We start from the raw sequence: 20,548 nt of genomic DNA, 5'->3' as shown, positions 1-20,548 counted from the left end.
TAAGCGGACATGAGAGACCTTATCCCTTGAATAATCGTTATTTTTTTACCTACGCGGACACCAGTGCTCTTATTTGGCTTAGATCTCTTAATATCAATCTCTTTTTTACGTAATAAGATCTCTCATGGCCGTGAAACCTTTCATTTATCTACTTTTGAACCAAATAAGGTCTCCTGTGGCCGTGTAGCACACATCTAGCGAGCAGAGTCACCCCATCAAAAAAAAAAAATGACTATCAAAGTCAATAGTCATTTTTCTCTAACCGAACAGGCCCCCCTGTTTCTTATATACTTTATTTACTAATAAACATTTGAGTCCAGTAGTTGCCTTCAGCTGCGTGACCGACACCGATGTGTGTGAAGCCTGAATTTAAGATGTTTTGACGGTGTCCGCTGCTGTTCATCCATGCATTAACCACTTCCTCTGGAGAACGTTGACCCATAGCGATGTTTTCGGCAGCACTGCGGTATTGAACACCAAATTGGTTCATCATATCAAATGGTGATCCGTAAGTCGGACTTTGGTGAGCAAAGTAGTTATTTTGCTTCATATCGATTGATTTTTGTCGAGCAACTTTACTTAACTGCTCATCCACTTGCAGAGGAGCTAATCCATGTTTGGCACGCTCTGCATTTGTGAGCTCAACTACTCTTAATTCGAACTGGCTTAATGCTGATTGCTGCTGTTCCGTTTGCATTGGCTGCTCTGTTTGAGCAGGTTGGTTCTGTACTGGCTGTTGCTGTTGCGGTGGCTGTACTTGCACTGGTTCCTGTTGAACCGGCTGCTGGGCACTTGGTTCTTTTGCTTGTTGCTTAGGCACCTGCCAATTTACTTGAAAGCCCTGTTGCTCTAATTTCTTTACATAGTTGTCAATCATCTTTTGCAAGTCTTGTTGATTAAATTGTGATAAAGAGACAACATATTGCTGTTGATAGACGTTGTGATTTGTTTTTTCAGTATTTGCATGCCCTTCACCTGGATTGGCAACGAATAATGCCACTGCTGCAGCAATGGATAGCATGATAGATTTTTTCATTGTTTTTCCTCCTAATGTTGCTGTGTTGGTACGTAATCATCGTATCATGCACTTTCTGTAACATTTATGGAAGGGAATGGAAATAGACTGACAAACTATTGCTCCTTAACCTTTCTTTTTGCATCCTAATCGATTTAGAACTTTGTCTGACAAAGAAATTCGCCTCGCATGTTTTTTTATGTATATTTTACCTTATAATGTAAAACGACCCACCTATTACTAGCAACTCACTATTGACACGCTCCAAAAAACAGAGCCTTTGTTACACACATTACTTGTACGTTACAGCATTTTGAAAAATTATGTAATCAAAAAACAGCAAAACAGCCCCACTCTTATACCGAGTGAAGCTGTTGTTTTTCACGTTGTTCCATTTCTTCTTTTGTATAAATAATCCGCATTGGATTCCCCCCGACAAAGGCTCCTGGAGGAACGTCCTTATGGACAAGAGTGCCTGCGGAAACGATCGCTCCATCCCCTATCGTGACACCAGGCAGAATCGTACTGTTCGCCCCAACCATCACCTCATCGCCAATCACAACATCCCCTAACCGATATTCCTTGATCAAGTATTCGTGCGCGAGGATCGTTGTGTTATAGCCAATAATTGAGTTGCGTCCAATCGTAATTTTTTCAGGGAACATAATATCCATCATGACCATTAAGGCAACCGCTGTTTGGTCCCCGACCTTCATCCGTAAAAATGTCCGGTATAACCAGTTTTTTAAGGAGATGATCGGTGTATACCGGGCAATTTGAATGACAACAAAATTTTTTACAACCTTCATAAATGGAACGGTTTTATAAATTTGCCATAGCGAATTGGCTTCTTTTACAGGGTAGCGTTCCGTCTTCCTCACTTAGCCTCGACTCCAAGATAGTCAATAAGATCAGACATATGCTCGAGGATTAAATCAGGAGAATACGACTCAAGATACTCTCTTCCTTTAATTGCCCAAGCTACACCAGCCGTTTTTGTACCCGCATTTTTACCGCCAAGAATATCATGGCTATTATCCCCAACCATAAGCGTTGTCTCTGGTGAAGACTGTAATGCTGCCATTGCTTTATTTAATGGCTCTGGATCAGGTTTTACTTTCTCAACATCATCCATCCCGACAAGAACATCGAAAAATTGATCAAGTCCCGTTAATTTTAAACCCATTTCAGCCGTTTCACGAATTTTTGTTGTGACAATCGCCAGTTTAAAACCTTCCTCATGCAGCCGTTTAATCCCCTCATATACACCTTCATATTCTTCCACAAGTTCATCATGTTTCTCATGATTAAAATGACGGTACATTTGAATCATTTCCTCCGCCTTTTCCGGATTCAGTTTACTGAAACTATCAATGAGAGATGGTCCGATAAACTGTAAAACATCCTCCCTTTGATAATGGTTTGGGTAATAATGATTTAACGTATGCAAAAAAGAAGCAATGATTAATTCATTCGTATTAATTAATGTCCCGTCTAAATCAAAAAGTATCGTATCGATTTTCATAATGTCGCTTCCTTTCGTTCTTCGTCTGTGTGCACAACTTTTTTCTCATATCGTTTCCAAACAATCGCCACCGCAATCGTTAATATCACCGCCACAATTAAGCGGAACAGCAGCAACGGCCAAACAGGAATCCCTAATGGAATAAAAATAAGCGTATCCTCAATGACCGCATGACATGCTACGAGAAAAATAAACGCGAGATAGAGATCCTTCTTTTTTACTCCGTCTTCTCTTACCGCCTGCATCATTGCCCCGGCACCATAAGCCAAACCAAACACAAGCCCTGCAGCAAGCGTTGTTGACGTATTTTCTTTGATTCCTAACAGCCTTGTAAATGGTGACATCCATTTTGAAAAAAGATCAAGCCAACGCAGATCTTTCATAATTTGAATAAAAATCATCAGTGGAATGACAATTAAGGCGAGCTGTAATATTCCTAATGTAGCACTTTCCATCCCTTGATAAACGATCGCAGCCCAGCCCGTAACCTCTTCTGCTCCCGATGATGAAACAAGGCCATAGCTCGCCTTCTCACTTCCACCGCTCCATAATAAGTTAATAAAAATACCTGATAGGACCGCTAAACCGATTCGAACAGCCAAAACAATCCATAGAGATACACCAACCTTTGTCGCAACCGCTGATTCAACAAAGAGATTATGGCTGAAAGAGAGCATTACCGCCAAAATGAAGACCTCTTTCACCGTTAAATCCATCGTCAGCATCGCCCCAATGGCGGCATATAAATTCAGTACATTTCCAAGTACCAACGGAATGGCTGCTTCCCCAGGCAGCCCCAACAATACCATGAAAGGAGTTACTGCCTTTGCCAGCCACCCCAATACAGGCGTGTATCCTAATATTGTTACAATTAACGTAATCGGAAATATAATCTTCCCCAACGTCCAAGTTGTCTGCAACCCAACAAACAACCCCGTCTTCAACGTCCTCATCCCAAGCACAACCTTTCTCTATAGTTTAGAGTTAAGAGTGTAGAGTGTAGAGTTAGTGAAAGCTTTTCTAGAAGCCAAACATCTTGGCTAACCCCACAACAACTCTAAACTCTAAATTCTAAACTCTAAACTGAATTAAAATTCCTCCCGATCTCCTTCTTCGATGACTTCTGATAGGCGGTCTGAGAATTGTTGGGCGGCGTTCATGCCCATTCGCTTGAGGCGGAAATTCATCGTTGCTACTTCAACGATAACCGCTAAGTTTCTCCCTGGTCGAACTGGTATCGTGATTCTTGGTAATTCTGTATCTAATATTTTTACTGTTTCATCTTCCAGTCCTAGGCGGTCATACATTTTATTTTGATCCCATAGCTCAAGATGAATCGCCAGCGCAATTCTTTTAAAAGGACGAATAGCTCCCGCCCCAAACAGTGTCATCACATTAATAATTCCTAATCCGCGAATCTCAAGTAAATGCTGAATTAAATCTGGTGCCGTACCAATCAAGTTATGTTCATGCTCTTGACGAATTTCGACCGAATCATCGGCAACAAGACGATGCCCACGTCGAACTAGGTCCAATGCTGTCTCACTTTTACCAACACCACTTGCACCTGTTAACAACACGCCAATTCCATAAATATCAACAAGAACACCATGAATGGCTGTCATCGGGGCAAGCTTAACATCTAGATAGTTGGTTAGCTGGCTACTTAAGCGTGTCGTCGTTAACGAAGAACGCATTACAGGAACACCGACTTTATCTGCGACTTCAAGCAGTTCCTCTGGGGCATCTAAGCCGCGTGACAAAATAATTCCAGGCGTATCATACGTACATAGCTTTTCAATTCGCTCTTCCCTGATACTTTTATCCAGCTGCTCAAAAAACGATAGCTCTGTTCTTCCAAGCAATTGTAAACGTTTGGCTGGGTAATACGTGAAAAAGCCCGCCATTTCAATCCCCGGTCTCGAAATATCACTCGTTGTAATCGGGCGATAAACCCCTTCCTCGCCACACAATAACTCTAACTGGAACTTTTCAATTAAATCGTTTGCTGTTACTTTCGCCAAAATGGTTACCCCCTAAATCTTAACCTATCTATTTCATATAGTATACAAATCAACATAACTTCAAACAATTCCAAAAACAATAGCACCTTCCATTTTAGCACTTCCTTAGTTAAGAGTGTAGAGTTTAGAGTTTAGAGTGAAAATCTTCTTGAGTCTATCAATGAGGATTTTAAAGTACACCCTCGTAGTTTCTTTCACCAACTCTAAACTCTACACTCTTAACTCTAAACTAAAAAAACATCCCTCTCTTTTCGAAAGGAATGTTTTTAGCGTTTTCGCTGGCGCAGTGGTTCGATGATGACTTTGTTTATTGCCAGGTTAAGGATAGCGATGATAATTGCGGCGAGGACTGCCATTCCGAAGCCATCAATGACAAAGGCATCACCCATCAGTGCTGCGGTGATCATTAGTGTGACGGCATTAATGACAAAGAGAAAAAAGCCAAGCGTTAACATCGTAACCGGCAATGTTAAAATAATAAGAAATGGCTTCACAAAAATATTAATAATCATTAATAAAAAACTAGCTAAGATCGCTGCCCAGATACTTTCAAGAAAAAATGACTCAAAATACCCAGCAACGGCAACTAAAACAATACTGTTAACTAACAGTTGTATGAGCCAGCCCATTATTCAAGAAGATCCTTTTCATTCGGCATAACAAAAATCCCTGCTATATAGGCAATAATCACTGGAATAAAACTTGTCAGGAAAGAAAGGACAATAACAATCACCCTAACAATGGTAGGATCAATATTAAAATAACGAGCTAGTCCACCACAAACCCCCGCAACCTTCCGCTCATACTGCGTCCGATAAAGACGTTTCATCGAAAAACCCCCTTTTGAGTGTAGAGTTTAGAGTTTAGAGTTTAGAGTTTAGAGTTGTTGAGGGTAAAATCTAGAGAAGTTTTAAAAACTCACCTTGAGAAACTCACAATGACCTTAACTCTACACTCTACACTCTAAACTCTAAACTTATTTTCTTCTTGTTTCCCCACACTAATTTTACATTTTAAATTTTTAATTATTCATTAACTATTCTTGTTCTGTATCGAAATTGAGCCTGTTTTTGATTCGGCTTCCACGACGAAGGTTGGTTGTATTTCTTTGTTCGAGATAAAAGTTAATGATTTTGCGGCGATTTCTTTCTTTTCCTTTAGTACATCGAATTCAGGAAGGTCACAGCTGAAGCCACCTACATTAGTCTTAAATTGTCCTTCTGTTTTAAGGTTAACTGGAATAAGGATGTCAACACTGCCTGTTCCCGTTTTTAAGTATGCTTCACTTTCTTTTGCTGACTGAAGCCGATATAGAATTGTTCCATTGACAGTCTCCACGTCAACAAAGGCCATATCCCCTTTTAGCGTAATTGGGCCATTCATCGTTTTTGCTTCGCACTTCCCAGTTGTTGTATTACTAAGCGTGATCGCTCCATTAACAGTTTCCAAATGAGCACGGGAATGCTGTGAGTTTTCAAATGTAATGCTGCCATTTACCGTTTTTGCATTTAACTCACGAGCAGCAATGTCATCTCCCTTTAAATGGCCATTAAACGTGTAAAGCTTAATGTGGTCGTACTGTTTACGCGGAATATAGATCGTTGCATTAACCTTAATTGATTTTACATTTACATAAAAGCTAAGCTTCTCATCCACTTCAAACGACGTTTCCTTCAAAAATGTCTGTCTTGCCGCTTCTGAATCTTTCACTTTATAAACTTTCACTTTGCATTCAACTCGTACATCAGGTTCATCCCACGGAATTAACGTAACACTGCCATTTTCCAACGCCACATCAATTTCAAAGAAGCTAGGGTCGCGATGCTGAAAAATATGGTTAATTTCAATGACTGGCCCAAAGTTGAAATCAAGATCAAATTCTTTAATTTTTTGAATCGCACTTTCAATAAAGTCGGTAAACTTATGAGTCGATGATGGCTGCTTATATTTACGACGATAATGCTTCCCCTTGCCCCAGTCGACTTGATCGGATAAATAACTAGGCTCCTTCTCCGTCTTCGGATTATCTTTTTCCTGCAAAGCATTTAACAGCTTCAAGCCCTCATCAGCTGTAATCTTCCCATCCTCAATCATCTTCAAAATCATCCTGCGTTCCTCTTCCATAACAACCCCTCCTTCAACACACTCTAAAAAATCCCTTTATAATGATACGAAACAAGAACGAAAAAAGTTCCAGTTAGTTTAGAGTTGAGAGTTGAGAGTTGCTGAAAGCAAAATCTAAAGAAGCTTTTTAAAACACCCTGAACTCGCCTCAAGTTCCTTTCACTCTAAACTCTACACTCTACACTCTAAACTAAAAAGCCCTTTGCCCAATCTCCACAAAACTTTCAACTTTCAACCTTATCTCCCTGAAATCTATCCACACCATTTTACATTTTAAATTTTACATTTTACATTAAAGAATGTATTCGTTCCTCCATCCTCTTCCGGTCTCTTTCAAGGATTGGTTTTAAGTAATGACCGGTATGTGAGCCTTCTGTGTTGGCGACTTCTTCTGGGGTACCGGTTGCGACGATGGTTCCGCCTTTGTCACCGCCTTCTGGGCCAAGATCAATAATATGGTCTACCGTTTTGATGACATCAAGATTATGCTCAATGACAAGAACGGTATCTCCATTATCAACGAGTCGCTGTAATACTTTTAGAAGACGGTCAATATCATCGACGTGCAGACCAGTTGTTGGTTCATCGAGAATATAGATCGTTCGTCCCGTTGAACGGCGATGTAGCTGTGAGGCTAATTTTACCCGTTGTGCTTCCCCGCCAGAAAGTGTTGTTGCTGGCTGGCCAAGTTTCATATAGCCTAAACCGACATCAAAGAGCGTTTCGATTTTCCGTTTGATTTTTGGAATGTTTTCGAAAAACTCAAGCCCGTCTTCCACAGTCATATCAAGAACATCAGCAATATTTTTCCCCTTGTATGTAATATCCAATGTATCACGATTGTACCGTTTTCCATGACACACTTCACAAGGAACATACACATCAGGAAGGAAGTGCATCTCAATTTTAATAATCCCGTCACCACGGCACGCTTCACAGCGGCCACCTTTAACGTTAAAACTGAAGCGGCCTTTTTTATAACCGCGTACTTTCGCTTCGTTTGTCATCGCAAATACATCACGAATGTCATCAAAAACTCCAGTATATGTCGCTGGGTTCGAGCGCGGCGTTCGTCCGATTGGCGACTGATCAATATCGATGACTTTATCAACAAGCTCGATTCCATTAATTTGTTTGTGTTCACCCGGTTTATCCTTTGCTCGGTGAAGCTTTTGTGACAGCGATTTATAGAGAATGTCATTGATTAATGTACTTTTTCCAGACCCAGACACACCCGTCACCGCAACAAAAATACCTAGAGGAATTTTGGCTGAGATATTTTTTAAATTATTTTCCTTCGCCCCTTTAATTTCAAGGAACCGATCTGTTTTCTTACGGCGTTCAGTCGGCAACGGGATGAATTTTTTCCCCGATAAATATTGACCTGTAAGCGAATTGTCATCTTTCATAATCTCTTGGGGTGTCCCTTGTGCCGTAATCATTCCTCCATGAACTCCGGCACCCGGGCCAATATCGATCAAATAATCAGCCGCCATCATTGTATCTTCATCATGCTCAACAACAATCAGTGTATTGCCTAAATCGCGCATATGTTTGAGTGTATCAATCAGGCGGTCATTATCACGCTGATGTAAACCAATTGAAGGCTCATCAAGAATATAAAGCACTCCCATTAATGAAGAGCCGATTTGAGTTGCCAAACGAATTCGTTGGGCTTCCCCACCAGAGAGGGTCCCGGCAGAGCGGTTTAATGTCAAATAATCAAGACCGACATTCATCAAAAATCCTAAACGCTCATCAATCTCACGGAGAATGAGCCTGGCAATGGCAATCTCTTTTTCCGTTAACTGCAGCTGTTCAAAAAACTGTTTTGCATCTTTAACCGAAAATGCTGTGACATTACCGATATGCTTATCACCTATTAATACCGACAAACTTTCCTTTTTCAGACGATTTCCTTTACACGTCGGACAAGGCTTTTGTGCCATGTAGCCTTCCATTTGTTCGCGGATGTAGTCTGAGCTTGTTTCCTTATATCTGCGGGCAAGGTTATAGAGAACCCCTTCAAAAATGATTTCATTTTCACGAACTTGACCGAATTCATTTTCATAACGGAAATAAATTTTTTCCCCATCACTGCCAGCCAGCACTTTCTCCAGCATATGCTTTGGAACTTGCTCAATCGGGATATCCATATCAATCCCGTAATGATCACAGACACTTTGCAGCAGCTGAGGATAATATTGTGAACTCGTCGGTTCCCAGGCAACAATGGCATGCTCCCTTAATGATCTCGTCCAATCAGGAATCACAAGGTCAAGGTCAACCTCAAGTTTTGTCCCAAGACCATCACACGACGGACAAGCTCCAAATGGACTGTTAAATGAAAAAATTCGCGGTTCTAATTCATCAATCGAAAATCCACACTGTGGGCAAGAGTGATGCTGGCTAAACAGCAATTCCTCTTCACCAATGACATCAACAATAACTCGGCCTTCTCCCAGATTTAGAGCCGTTTCTAATGAGTCGGATAACCTTGATGCCACGCCTTCTTTAATGACAATCCGATCCACAACAACTTCAATACTATGCTTTTTATTCTTTTCAAGCGTAATTTCTTCACTGACCTCTCGCATCTCGCCATCAACACGAACGCGGACATAGCCTTGCTTTTTAATATCTTCCAATACTTTGACATGTTCACCTTTGCGCCCTGAAACAATGGGTGCGAGAATTTGCATTTTGGTCCGTTCAGGATACTCCAGCATTCTGTCTACCATTTGCTGCACGGTTTGCGAACTAATCTCAACCCCATGCTTCGGACAAACAGGTCGGCCAATTCGCGCAAACAATAGCCGTAAATAATCATATATTTCCGTGACAGTACCCACTGTTGATCGCGGGTTACGGCTTGTTGTCTTTTGATCAATCGAAATCGCTGGTGATAAGCCTTCAATCGCATCGACATCGGGTTTATCCATTTGCCCTAAAAATTGTCTTGCATATGCTGACAATGATTCAACATAGCGGCGCTGCCCTTCCGCGTAAATCGTATCAAACGCAAGTGACGACTTCCCAGAGCCAGACAATCCAGTTAAGACAACAAGCTTATTTCGCGGAATCGTGACATCAATGTTTTTTAAATTATGAGACCGAGCTCCTTTGACAATAATATTTTCTAATGCCATGTTTATAAGTCATCCTTCCATGTTACTGTTCCGATTTCAGTTCCAATATAAGGTCACGCAGCTCTGCCGCCCGTTCGAAATTAAGCGCACGTGCAGCTTCTTTCATTTCCGCTTCCATTCGTTCAATGACGACTTGACGCTCTTTCTTACTCATCTTCGTCACCGGTGGCGCAGTATATGTTTCTTCCTCTTCAGCTGCATAGGTAGCTTGAATCAGATCAGGAATTTTCTTCTCAATTGTTTTTGGTGTAATGCCATGCTTTTCGTTGTATTCTTCTTGAATCGTACGGCGCCGCTTCGTCTCACTAATTGCAATCTCCATTGATTTCGTCATTTTATCGGCATACATAATGACATGACCGTTCGAATTACGAGCGGCACGTCCAATCGTCTGAATCAATGAACGCTCCGCACGTAAAAAGCCTTCCTTATCAGCGTCTAAAATTGCCACAAGTGATACTTCAGGAATATCAATCCCTTCCCTGAGGAGGTTAATTCCGACTAACACATCAAATGTTCCTAAGCGCAGCTGACGAATAATTTCAATCCGCTCAAGTGTTTTAATATCAGAGTGAAGATAACGAACCTTAATGCCGATATCCTTCAAATAATCGGTTAGATCCTCGGACATTTTTTTCGTTAGCGTCGTTATTAGCACACGTTCGTTCTTTTCAATTCTCGCTTGAATTTCATCAATAAGATCATCAATTTGTCCTTCAATCGGACGGACATCAATTGTCGGATCCAACAAGCCTGTCGGTCGAATAATTTGCTGAACCATTTCTGGTGTGTGCTCAAGCTCATAAGGTCCTGGTGTCGCTGAAACATAGATCGCGTTATGAATATGCTTTTCAAATTCCTGAAATGTCAGCGGACGGTTATCCTTTGCTGACGGCAGCCTGAAGCCGTGATCGACGAGCACTTGCTTTCGAGCTTGGTCACCGTTATACATGCCGCGCACTTGTGGCAGTGTCACGTGCGACTCATCGACAACAATCAGGAAATCTTCAGGGAAGAAGTCTAACAGCGTGTATGGTGTCGCCCCTGGCTCACGGAATGTTAAGTGTCTTGAATAGTTCTCGATTCCAGAACAGAAGCCCATCTCCTGCATCATTTCGATATCATAGCGAGTCCGCTGCTCAAGCCGCTGTGCTTCAAGTAATTTTCCGTTATCATTCAGTTCTTTCAGGCGCTCCTCCAGTTCTTTTTCAATGTTCACAATCGCTTTTTTCAGCTTCTCTTCACGGGTTACGAAGTGGGATGCCGGGAAAATAGCGACATGATTGCGCTCGCCAAGAATTTCACCTGTTAATGCATCCACCTCTGTAATCCGGTCAATTTCATCACCGAAAAATTCAATCCGAATACAGTGCTCATCGCGTGATGCCGGGAAAATCTCAACAACATCGCCACGAACACGAAACGTACCGCGCGTAAAATTGATGTCGTTACGATCATACTGTATATCGACCAAGTCACGTAACAGCTCGTTTCGTTCCATTTCCATTCCAGTTCTTAATGAAACAACTAAATCACGATACTCTTCCGGCGAACCTAAACCGTATATGCACGACACACTGGCAACAATAATGACATCATTCCGCTCAAATAATGAGCTAGTTGCCGAGTGACGCAGCTTATCAATTTCATCGTTAATGCTCGCATCTTTTTCAATGTATGTATCTGACTGTGGGATATAAGCCTCTGGCTGATAGTAGTCGTAGTAGCTGACAAAGTACTCAACAGCATTGTTCGGAAAAAACTCTTTAAACTCGCTATATAATTGACCAGCCAATGTTTTATTATGAGCAATGACCAATGTCGGCTTATTCACTTCTTTAATTACATTTGATATCGTAAACGTCTTCCCTGTCCCCGTCGCCCCAAGTAACGTTTGGTGCTTCTTCCCAGCCTTAAGACCGTCAACAAGATTACGAATCGCATCCGGCTGATCGCCCTGAGGTGAATACTTGGAAACAAGTTCAAACTGCCTATCCTCCAAAAGAAAAACTCCCTTCGTTTAGTTTAGAGTATAGAATTTAGAGTTTAGAGTTAGTGAAAGTACTTTCAAATGATGCTCTTTAATACATCCGTGTATAATCCATAAGTGTATTTTAACTTTTAATTATTAACTCTAAACTCTACACTCTACACTCTAAACTTCTTAGCAAGAAAATTATAACACAGCCGCTTTAAAACTAGAAAAAGCACAGTGCTCATGTAAACTGAATCATCTGTGCTCGTATATTTGTTATCGCTTTTTTATTAATTTAGAGGAACCAATAAAGCCAGCAGCCGTTGAGAGAACCCCTACCCCAATAACGAGAGGCGACTGCTCAAATCCATCAAACGCTACAATTAAAACAACAATTGTAATTGCTAGTGAAACATATTTATTATAGGATACCCGAGTAAGAAATAGCATCAATAGAAACGGAAAAAATATTGCAATCAACACAGCAGTCATATTAAACGGAAAAACTCCTTTTTATAGTTTAGAGTTGAGAATTTAGATTTTAGAGTTATTGAAAGTTACTACAAGAAGAGTAATTGTCGGGTAAATAATTCAGAAGTGGAATTTACTACTTTGATTAACCCAAAACAACTCTAAACTCTACACTCTAAACTCCAAACTCTTTAAACAATCCACATATTATCTTCTATTTCGAAGTGGTATTTTTCTTGGGCGAAGACGACGCCGATTTGGTGGTGCTGGTCTTCGTAAACAGCTGTTTGCGCGAAACGGATTTCACCAGCTTTATCCAATACCTCTAATTTACAAAATGCAGAGTTTATCTGCAACGCATGGTAAAAGTCTTTTTTTGATGTTAAAGGCTTGCCATTCACCTTTTTTATCACTTCACCAATTTTTAAACCCATCTTGTCTGCAGGGGATTTTGGAATAACGGCCAAAATGACAATCCCTTCATTACGATCTGAAAAATAATTGGTCTTATGTGCTTCACGTCTTGAGAACATAACATCAATGCCGAACCGTCCGACCATAGCCACAAGCGCAACGACAGGAATAAGCAGCGGGTAGTAGAAAATTGCGGCAACAGCTAAAGCAGTAATCAGCAGACCAAAGGCAAAAACGGCCATTCCGAACTTCTTAATTACGACATTCGGCAAGTTGCTTTGGACAACCTTATGGAAGCCAATACCGATTGGAACTAGTATAAGACCATAACCCACTTGATCACCAAGTGAAAGAATCGGCCACCAGCCAACATCAGGAATGGCCCCTTGCGGCAGTAAAAAAAACGTCGGAAGAATCCATAATCGTTTCCCCTCATGAACACCTACTACTTTTCCTCGACGACTCGAAAGCAGCTTCGGTGACGTTTTTATTCCACCTTTTTTTGCAATTAACATTCCTTCAAACAAAATAGACGCCCCAAGAAAAAGAACGAGCCCCGTCAATGGAACTTCAGAAATCTCTAAAATCCATCGATCCAGCCATGCTTGTCCTGTTTCATAGACTGGAAGTCCGTATGCTAACAGAACAACCAGACCAACGGTAATAGCCGGCGAAAACCAACGCATCTGAAATGAAAAAACAAAAAGTAAGGAAATGACTGAAAGGAGGACAATGACTCCAATCGGCATAACAATACCAAGGGTGAGCGTAACAATCGTTAAACCTAACCCAAACAGTAATCCGGTTCCTAGCGGAGTTAACACATCATCAATCGAATCGTAAATACGTGTGTTAAAATCTTGTCGTTCCCTCTTCACTCTCTTAACCCCTAGTAAAAGCGAAAAGATTAGAAAAATATAAAAAAGTGGCTGTAAAAAGAGACTACCAATCCCTTTCAGAATTTCAACAGCAATTATATTTACCATACACTCCCCGCCCTTTCGTACATTCTATTGGTCAAAACTATCTTTCCTGTTTTTCCTTAATTATGAAGTCAACTATCTTTTATTATAGCGTCTTTTACTATGAAGTTGAAAGTTAAAAGTTAAAAGATGAAAGTGAAAAACACAAAAAAACAGGGAAGAAATATTTCCTCCCCTGTTTTACAAAAATAACTTTTAACTTTCAACTTCTAAAACCTTACTTGCTTTTCTTACCCAATAATTCAATCGCGGTTTGTAATTGGCGGTCGTTTTCTGGATTTCGAATGGCTTTAATGAGCTCTTCTTGAATTTTCCCGGCTGTTTGCTCGTCAATTTCTCCAGTTACTGATAGGCCATTTGTTTGTTGGAAAGCTTGAACAGCAATTTTCGTTTGTTCACCGAAATAGCCGTCACTGCGCCCAGGTTCAAAACCTAAACCTTTTAGCATTTGCTGGGCATTCTTTACTTGTTCATTGTTCATATCATAGACGAGTGTTTCTTCAACATTTAAAGGTGCAACATAAAAGAATTCAGGCTGCTTTACTTCAACAGTCGGATCAACACCATCTTGGTTAATGTTATTCCCGTCAGAAGTTAACCATCTGTATAATGTTAATTTGATTTCACTTCCATCACCCATTTTTATCGGCTGCTGTACAGTACCTTTTCCAAATGTTGTCTCACCCACCACATCATAACCGCCAGCTTCTTTTAAGGCTGCAGCTAAAATTTCGGAGGCTGAGGCACTTCCTCCGTCAGTCAGAGCGACAATCGGATAATCCTTTGTTTTCTCTAATGTTGAAAGCTGACGAACACGCTCACCAGCGCGATTTTCGATTTGTACGATCGGTTCACCACCTGGAATGATCAACCTTCCAATATCCTCTACACTGTTAAGGTAACCACCAGGGTTTCCACGGACATCAATAATTAAGCCGTCTATTCCTTGTTTTTCCAGTTTCTTTAATTGCTCTTCAAAATGTTCTGCTGTATCTTCAGAGAATGATGTAATTTCAATTTTTCCAAACGTTTTTCCTTCTCGTTCGATTGTATCAACTCGTACCGTCTCAATCGGAATATCATCGCGGACCACTTTTACATCTGTTGGCTGTGATAGACCCTCACGTTCGATCGTTAATGTTACTGTTGTTCCTTTTTCACCGCGGATTTTTAAAACTGCCTCATATAGAGAAAGCCCTTCGATCGATTCGCCATCGATCTTAATAATTTGATCATTTGGGCGTAATCCTGCATCTTCTGCCGGTGAATCTCGAAATGGAGCGACAATCGTCACTTTGCCGTTTGTCATACTTACTTCCGCACCAATCCCCTGGAAATGGGAATCAAGAGATTCGATAAACTGTGTTGCAGTTTCCTCATCCATATAGACGGAATAAGGGTCATCCAGCGTCTCAAGCATCCCGCGGATCGCACCTTCAACTAGAGAGGATTCTTCTATCTCCTCAACGTAACGCTCAGAAATTAAACGGTACGCTTTTTCAATTTTGGCAATTTCACCTGCATCTGTAAAATTAGGAAATTCCACTTCTGTATGACCATTATCATCAGCAACCACTTCGGTACGATCAAAAACCGACAGCCCAACGTACATCCCGCCTGCGCCAATTAAAAATGATAAAGTCAGTAATAGGGCAATCACTTTCCGGTTATTATTCATTTCTTCACCTCATTTTTTTAAAAGCCCATTCACTAGTAAATAAGTGTTCCTTATTCATCTTGTCCATAACAATTGCTGCTTCCTGTTAACTCTCATCCCGACAAATGCATTATACCCATTATCGGAAAAGGCACCACATCATTTGATGCAATGCCCTCATTCGTTTTTAATATATGAAATGCTTGTACGGAATATGTCTTTCTAGAGTTTAGAGTTGAGAATTTAGAGTTTAGAGTTGATGTTAGTAGATTCAGAGATGTTGTTCCTAAAAACTTCCAAACGTTCAACTATTAACTTTTAAGAAAACTATAAATGATTTGTTCGAATTTTTCAACTAATTAGGGATGTAATTTAGTGGATTTACTGAATTTGATTTGTTTGCATTCCACGGGCCTTCATGAACTTCAAAGTGCAAATGCGCACCAAATGAACGACCAGTATTCCCCATGTATCCTAACGTTTGTCCTTTTTCAACACGTTCTCCGTCCGATACAAAACGATTTTCTAAGTGAGCATATAACGTTGTGATGACTTTTCCGTTAACATTATGAGAAATCATGACTGTGTTACCGTAGCTTGATGAGTAATACGAGCGGATAACCGTTCCTGACTCTGCTGCTACGATTGGAACATCTCCAGTTCGACCATTCTTCCCAATATCAATTCCGTGGTGCATTTTACCCCAACGCATTCCATGACCTGACGTAATTCTTCCAGTTGCCGGACGCATAAATGTTCCTTCAGCTGTTACAGTTGGTTTCGCTCCCGTTTGAGCAGAAGTTCCTTGTTGCTGCTGACGAAGACGTTCCTGCTCTTTACGTTGTCTTTCTCTTTCTTGCCATGCTGCCAGTTCTTGCTTGATTGCCTGCTCTTGAGAAGCTAGTATTTTATCTGAATCCTCAAGCTCACCTAAATCAGTATGAAGCTCGTCTTCTTTTCGCTCTAGCTCAGACATTAATTTATCTTTTTGCTTACGTTGTTCTTCTAATTTTGCTCGTAATTGCTCAAGTTCTTGCAATTGTGTTTCCAATGCCGCAAGCTCTTCCTCTAATAACAGCTTCATTTCTTCAACGAGTCGCTTGTCCTCGATATGCGCTTCAAGAATACTGCGATCCTGCTGAGCGATCGTACTTAATGCACTTATACGATCAAGAAAATCACCAAAGCTTTGCGCACCTAAAATTACTTCCAAGTAGCTAACAGCACCACCATTTTGGTACATAAGACGAACACGGTCTTTCAGTAATTCATCTCGTTCAGCAATCCGTTCTTCAAGAATAAGCAGCTCAGCGTGCAGCTTTTCAATACGTGCACGTGTATCACCAATCTCAGACTCTTTGTCTCGAATATTCTGGTTTGTCTCTGCAGTTTCTTGATCAATCACTTTCATTTCTTCTTCAACCGTACGAATCTGTGACTCTATTTCTTTAATTTCTGTCTCAGTTTTCTCAGCTTTATTTTGCTTCTCTTTTCTTTCTTCCTGGATACGATTCAGCTCTCCTTGAAGCTGTGAATTCGCTGAAGCATGATCAATTCCGGTTCCAGATACAAGACTCCCAACTCCAATTAAAAGCGCGGCAACTACACAAACAAACTTCCGTCTCATTCCCCAGCTTTCCCCCTCAAAATCTAGTTTAGAGTTAAGAGTGTAGAGTGTAGAGTTATTTAAAGAGTTTCATAGAAGCAGCCTTGAAATACTTCCACCAACTCTAAACTCTAAATTCTAAACTCTAAACTTACTTTAAATTCTCAAAAACTTCCTTACCGATGTCATGCTGCCCCAGATGCCGATGAAGGCGCCCATGCCTAACAGAATAATGCCGATTTGAATGGTTAGTGGATATACCGGCAATATACTGATGAAGTGTTCAACGGCCCGGTGACTGATGCCTTTATACAAGTAAGCATAGCCTACACCTATTAAAATGATTGGGACGAGTGATCCAACCACCCCTAAAAACAAGCCTTCAATAAAAAACGGCCAGCGGATAAAACCATTTGTTGCACCTACTAGTTTCATAATTTGAATCTCGCGTTTACGAGAGACAATTGTCAGCTTAATTGTATTTGCAATAAGGAACATTGCCGTAAACATTAAACCTAAGATTAAGGCAAGCCCAATCGTTCGAGCATAGTTTGTAACGCTAAACAAACGCTCAACAACACCTTGTCCATAGTTAATGCGATCGATGTAATCAAACTGTGCAATTTGTCCAGCAACAGCCTCAGTTAGCTGCGGTGTTTCAGCTTTTACGACAAAGGCATCATTTAATGGATTTTCATTCTGTAATGACAGAAAGGCTTCTCCTTGATCTCCTAAACTATCAATAAACTGCTTCAAGCCTTCTTCCTTTGAAAGAAATACGACACTTGAGATATGATCAACGGTTTCGATATTTCCCCTTAGCTCTTCCTGTTGCTCAGGTGTTGCTGTAAGGTCAATGTAGACGCGAATTTCCACATCCTCCTCAATTGATGTCGCGATGTGGTTCATATTCATAATTAACAATAGAAAAATTCCAACTATAAACAATGTGATCGTTACCGCACTGATGGATGCAAACGTCATCCAACCATTACGGCCTAAGTTCTTTAACCCTTCTTTGGCATGTCGAATAAGGGTTCTACCTTTCATAGCCATAGTTCCCCCTCACTTCGTCACGGACAATCCTGCCACCTTCTATCGCTATAACCCGCTTTCTGCTGCTGTCAACGATCTCTTTGTTGTGAGTAGCCATGACGATTGTTGTGCCACGATTATTAATTGTCTCTAATAATTCCATGATGTCCCATGAGGTTTCAGGATCTAAGTTCCCGGTAGGTTCATCGGCAATGAGAACATCCGGATTGTTGACAATCGCACGAGCAATTGCCACACGCTGTTGTTCGCCCCCTGACAGTTCATCAGGATAAAAACGGGCTTTATTTTTTAATTTCACAATATCCAAAACTTCCATAACAAGTCGTTTAATCTTTGATGGAGTTTCTTCAATTACCTCTAGCGCAAACGCTACATTTTCAAACACGGTCAATTTAGGTAACAGCTTAAAATCCTGGAAAACGACCCCGATATTACGTCGTACATATGGGATTTGTTTTTCCTTAATCGCCGTAAGGTTTACACCATTAATACTAATCGTTCCTTTTGATGCCTTTTCCTCACGGTACATCATCTTTATAAATGTCGATTTCCCAGCACCACTGGGACCGACAACATATACAAATTCACCTTTACCAATCGATACGTCAATGCCATTTAAAGCCATGACACCGTTTGGGTAGGTCTTCCAAACATCTTTCATATCTATCATTTTCATCACTTCCTGAATTATCGCTATCAAGTCCTTCAATCTTATCATCTTCAATCGAGAAGCCATGAACATTTTACATGCAAAAAAGACAAGGATGTTTAGCAATTTTGTAGCTATTCATAATCAATCGGCAGTGCTCTGCCTCTTTTTGTTCATGTAACATTTTTGTATATGACATTTTCACATAGCAAAAGGAAGAAAATATCAATATATGTCACAAAAGCGCACTTTTTCATTATAACATTGTTGAGAATGATGTGGAGTTAAAAATTATTACATTTTTATTGCACTAAAGAAGATCAGATTACGATTTATCAGATTCTATTTCAGTTTCTTCATATATAATAAAAAGATAAACATAAAAAAACCTTCTACCTAATTAGGCAGAAGGTAAGTTAAGTATAAGGAAATCTTAGTGTGAAGCGATCCATGCAGCTAAGTTTTCAGCTTCTTCACCAGAAACTAAGCCACCAGGCATTCCAGTTGCACCATTCTCGATAACATCAAGAATGTGATCATAGTCTAATCCAGTAAGAGCTGGACCAGCGCCACCTTCCATGTTAGGACCGTGACAGCCCATACAGTTTCCGTATGATGCTTCAGCTGCTGCAGCATCATAGTCTCCTGCTGTAGCTTCACCTGCATCACCTTCAGCACCTTCCTCTGGTGCTTCTTCATCTGCTGGTGTTTCTTCCGCTGGAGCTTCATCTTCTACTGGTGCTTCATCTGCTGGAGCTGGCTCATCAGCGCCACCACATGCGCCTAAGATGAATGCTGCGCCCATCATTGCGATAAGTAACTTTTTCATTTCTTAAGACCCTCCTCAAAATGTTTGTGAAAATATTTTTATGTGTAAAAAAACCCCTACTTGGCAATTATAACCGATTTATTTTTTTTTGAAACCCTCACCGAGGACCTCAGTTGCGTTCGAAACAATGACAAACGCAGTCGGATCAAGACTTTGAACAATTTGTTTCAATTTTGTGACTTCTGTTTGATTCACGACACACATTAAAACAGGTCGCTCTTGATCGGTATAACCACCATACCCAGGAAGTTTTGTTACCCCACGGTCTACTTGCTCTAAAATTCCTTTACGGACCTCATCTTCCTTGTTCGAAATAATAAGAGCAATCTTTTGATACCCTAAACCCATCTGGACAAGGTCAATTGTCTTTCCTGTAACATATAGAGCAATCAATGCGTAAAGCGCTAATTCAATACTAAATACAATTGCGGATGTCGTTACAATTAATCCATCGATTAAAAATACTGTTGACCCTAATGACATCCCGGTGTATTTCGTAATAATTTGTGCTGCTAAATCTGTTCCACCCGTTGAACCACGAGCTCGAAAAACAATCCCTAAACCAAGGCCAACACCAATTCCACCAAATAAGGCTCCCAGTAATGGATCTAATGTGATGGGCTCCATTCCTCGTGTCATTAAGACGACAAATGGCAGAAACACTGTCCCAACAGCTGTTTTCACTCCAAATTGCATTCCCAAAAATATTAACCCAGCAATAAATAGCGGAATATTAAATGCCCATTGGGTAATCGCAGGTTCCAGAGCAAAAACATCATAAACAATCGTACTGATCCCACTAACCCCACCAGAAGCGATTCGATTAGGTAATAAAAATAAGTTAAATGCAATCGCAACAATCGCAGAGCCAAGCAATACAAGCCCATATTCAAATGCGACTTCCAATTGTGGCGGAATTCTTCGGTGATTCCTCCTCGTTGTCTTCATTCAACCACTCTTTCTTTTTTCGGTTGGCAACATTTAACTATTATCGAAATGTAGTATATCACTGAAGTAGATAAGCTGTAAATGTACTAATGTCACACTTCAAAAAAATTTTTAGTTATCACT

Annotated in this window: 18 protein-coding genes; all 18 read right to left on the bottom strand. The window is 40.6% G+C overall.

What is annotated here, in order from left to right; all coding sequences use genetic code 11:
- Positions 1-292 precede the first annotated feature (292 nt).
- Positions 293-1,036: a CAP domain-containing protein gene (locus ACJ2A9_RS13915; RefSeq protein WP_441422276.1), complete on the bottom strand. Its 744-nt coding sequence runs from the start codon at positions 1,034-1,036 to the stop codon at positions 293-295.
- A gap of 335 nt (positions 1,037-1,371) precedes the next feature.
- On the bottom strand, positions 1,372-1,896 hold the full coding sequence (locus tag ACJ2A9_RS13910; RefSeq protein ID WP_441422275.1) for an acyltransferase: 525 nt from the start codon (positions 1,894-1,896) through the stop codon (positions 1,372-1,374).
- The gene (gene ppaX, locus ACJ2A9_RS13905; protein ID WP_441422274.1) at positions 1,893-2,540 is read right to left on the bottom strand and encodes a pyrophosphatase PpaX; all 648 of its coding nucleotides are present in this window, start codon (positions 2,538-2,540) and stop codon (positions 1,893-1,895) included. Before ppaX ends, ACJ2A9_RS13910 begins: the two co-directional genes overlap by 4 nt.
- Positions 2,537-3,493, bottom strand: a complete 957-nt coding sequence (locus ACJ2A9_RS13900; protein ID WP_441422273.1) for a nucleoside recognition domain-containing protein — start codon at positions 3,491-3,493, stop codon at positions 2,537-2,539. The genes ppaX and ACJ2A9_RS13900 overlap by 4 nt, the downstream gene beginning before the upstream one ends.
- A 135-nt stretch (positions 3,494-3,628) precedes the next feature.
- Positions 3,629-4,564, bottom strand: coding sequence for an HPr(Ser) kinase/phosphatase (gene hprK / locus ACJ2A9_RS13895; RefSeq protein WP_441422272.1), 936 nt, complete (start codon positions 4,562-4,564; stop codon positions 3,629-3,631).
- A 266-nt stretch (positions 4,565-4,830) separates the two neighbouring features.
- Positions 4,831-5,193, bottom strand: coding sequence for a phage holin family protein (locus ACJ2A9_RS13890; protein WP_441422271.1), 363 nt, complete (start codon positions 5,191-5,193; stop codon positions 4,831-4,833).
- The gene (locus tag ACJ2A9_RS13885; RefSeq protein WP_441422270.1) at positions 5,193-5,393 is read right to left on the bottom strand and encodes a PspC domain-containing protein; all 201 of its coding nucleotides are present in this window, start codon (positions 5,391-5,393) and stop codon (positions 5,193-5,195) included. The genes ACJ2A9_RS13890 and ACJ2A9_RS13885 overlap by 1 nt, the downstream gene beginning before the upstream one ends.
- Before the next feature lie 203 nt (positions 5,394-5,596).
- On the bottom strand, positions 5,597-6,688 hold the full coding sequence (locus tag ACJ2A9_RS13880) for a DUF4097 family beta strand repeat-containing protein (RefSeq protein ID WP_441422269.1): 1,092 nt from the start codon (positions 6,686-6,688) through the stop codon (positions 5,597-5,599).
- Positions 6,689-6,975: 287 nt separating this feature from the next.
- Positions 6,976-9,837, bottom strand: coding sequence for an excinuclease ABC subunit UvrA (gene uvrA, locus ACJ2A9_RS13875; protein ID WP_441422268.1), 2,862 nt, complete (start codon positions 9,835-9,837; stop codon positions 6,976-6,978).
- A 22-nt stretch (positions 9,838-9,859) separates the two neighbouring features.
- A complete protein-coding gene (uvrB, locus tag ACJ2A9_RS13870) occupies positions 9,860-11,839 on the bottom strand; it encodes an excinuclease ABC subunit UvrB (protein WP_441422267.1) in 1,980 nt (659 codons plus the stop codon).
- A 249-nt stretch (positions 11,840-12,088) separates the two neighbouring features.
- Entirely contained in the window at positions 12,089-12,304 is a 216-nt protein-coding gene (locus tag ACJ2A9_RS13865) for a DUF2198 family protein (RefSeq protein WP_441422266.1), read from the bottom strand.
- A gap of 170 nt (positions 12,305-12,474) precedes the next feature.
- A complete protein-coding gene (locus ACJ2A9_RS13860) occupies positions 12,475-13,683 on the bottom strand; it encodes a PDZ domain-containing protein (RefSeq protein ID WP_441422265.1) in 1,209 nt (402 codons plus the stop codon).
- A 214-nt stretch (positions 13,684-13,897) separates the two neighbouring features.
- Entirely contained in the window at positions 13,898-15,358 is a 1,461-nt protein-coding gene (locus ACJ2A9_RS13855) for a S41 family peptidase (RefSeq protein WP_441422264.1), read from the bottom strand.
- Positions 15,359-15,692: 334 nt separating this feature from the next.
- Positions 15,693-16,964: a murein hydrolase activator EnvC family protein gene (locus ACJ2A9_RS13850; protein ID WP_441422263.1), complete on the bottom strand. Its 1,272-nt coding sequence runs from the start codon at positions 16,962-16,964 to the stop codon at positions 15,693-15,695.
- Between the two features lie 135 nt (positions 16,965-17,099).
- Positions 17,100-17,993: a permease-like cell division protein FtsX gene (gene ftsX / locus ACJ2A9_RS13845; RefSeq protein WP_441422262.1), complete on the bottom strand. Its 894-nt coding sequence runs from the start codon at positions 17,991-17,993 to the stop codon at positions 17,100-17,102.
- Positions 17,983-18,669, bottom strand: coding sequence for a cell division ATP-binding protein FtsE (gene ftsE / locus ACJ2A9_RS13840; protein ID WP_441422261.1), 687 nt, complete (start codon positions 18,667-18,669; stop codon positions 17,983-17,985). The genes ftsX and ftsE overlap by 11 nt, the downstream gene beginning before the upstream one ends.
- Positions 18,670-19,081: 412 nt before the next feature.
- Positions 19,082-19,477 (bottom strand): c-type cytochrome, encoded by a 396-nt coding sequence (locus ACJ2A9_RS13835; RefSeq protein WP_441422260.1) that lies wholly within the window; start codon positions 19,475-19,477, stop codon positions 19,082-19,084.
- A 78-nt stretch (positions 19,478-19,555) separates the two neighbouring features.
- Entirely contained in the window at positions 19,556-20,425 is an 870-nt protein-coding gene (locus ACJ2A9_RS13830; protein WP_441422259.1) for a YitT family protein, read from the bottom strand.
- Positions 20,426-20,548: the final 123 nt, after the last annotated feature.

It is taken from the genome of Anaerobacillus sp. MEB173 (assembly GCF_052119505.1).
GTDB lineage: Bacteria > Bacillota > Bacilli > Bacillales > JBJMAU01 > JBJMAU01.
This window is presented reverse-complemented; position numbering and strand designations above follow the sequence as displayed.

What these genes read in the sequence shown, in the direction of transcription:
- ACJ2A9_RS13855 (WP_441422264.1), bottom strand. Translation starts at nt 15,358, where the DNA reads ATGAATAATAACCGGAAAGTGATTGCCCTATTACTGACTTTATCATTT.
- ACJ2A9_RS13890 (WP_441422271.1), bottom strand. Translation starts at nt 5,193, where the DNA reads ATGGGCTGGCTCATACAACTGTTAGTTAACAGTATTGTTTTAGTTGCC.
- ACJ2A9_RS13915 (WP_441422276.1), bottom strand. Translation starts at nt 1,036, where the DNA reads ATGAAAAAATCTATCATGCTATCCATTGCTGCAGCAGTGGCATTATTC.
- ACJ2A9_RS13835 (WP_441422260.1), bottom strand. Translation starts at nt 19,477, where the DNA reads ATGAAAAAGTTACTTATCGCAATGATGGGCGCAGCATTCATCTTAGGC.
- ACJ2A9_RS13860 (WP_441422265.1), bottom strand. Translation starts at nt 13,683, where the DNA reads ATGGTAAATATAATTGCTGTTGAAATTCTGAAAGGGATTGGTAGTCTC.
- ACJ2A9_RS13885 (WP_441422270.1), bottom strand. Translation starts at nt 5,393, where the DNA reads ATGAAACGTCTTTATCGGACGCAGTATGAGCGGAAGGTTGCGGGGGTT.
- ACJ2A9_RS13865 (WP_441422266.1), bottom strand. Translation starts at nt 12,304, where the DNA reads ATGACTGCTGTGTTGATTGCAATATTTTTTCCGTTTCTATTGATGCTA.
- uvrA (WP_441422268.1), bottom strand. Translation starts at nt 9,837, where the DNA reads ATGGCATTAGAAAATATTATTGTCAAAGGAGCTCGGTCTCATAATTTA.
- ftsX (WP_441422262.1), bottom strand. Translation starts at nt 17,993, where the DNA reads ATGAAAGGTAGAACCCTTATTCGACATGCCAAAGAAGGGTTAAAGAAC.
- ACJ2A9_RS13850 (WP_441422263.1), bottom strand. Translation starts at nt 16,964, where the DNA reads ATGAGACGGAAGTTTGTTTGTGTAGTTGCCGCGCTTTTAATTGGAGTT.
- ACJ2A9_RS13880 (WP_441422269.1), bottom strand. Translation starts at nt 6,688, where the DNA reads ATGGAAGAGGAACGCAGGATGATTTTGAAGATGATTGAGGATGGGAAG.
- ppaX (WP_441422274.1), bottom strand. Translation starts at nt 2,540, where the DNA reads ATGAAAATCGATACGATACTTTTTGATTTAGACGGGACATTAATTAAT.
- ACJ2A9_RS13830 (WP_441422259.1), bottom strand. Translation starts at nt 20,425, where the DNA reads ATGAAGACAACGAGGAGGAATCACCGAAGAATTCCGCCACAATTGGAA.
- ftsE (WP_441422261.1), bottom strand. Translation starts at nt 18,669, where the DNA reads ATGATAGATATGAAAGATGTTTGGAAGACCTACCCAAACGGTGTCATG.
- ACJ2A9_RS13900 (WP_441422273.1), bottom strand. Translation starts at nt 3,493, where the DNA reads ATGAGGACGTTGAAGACGGGGTTGTTTGTTGGGTTGCAGACAACTTGG.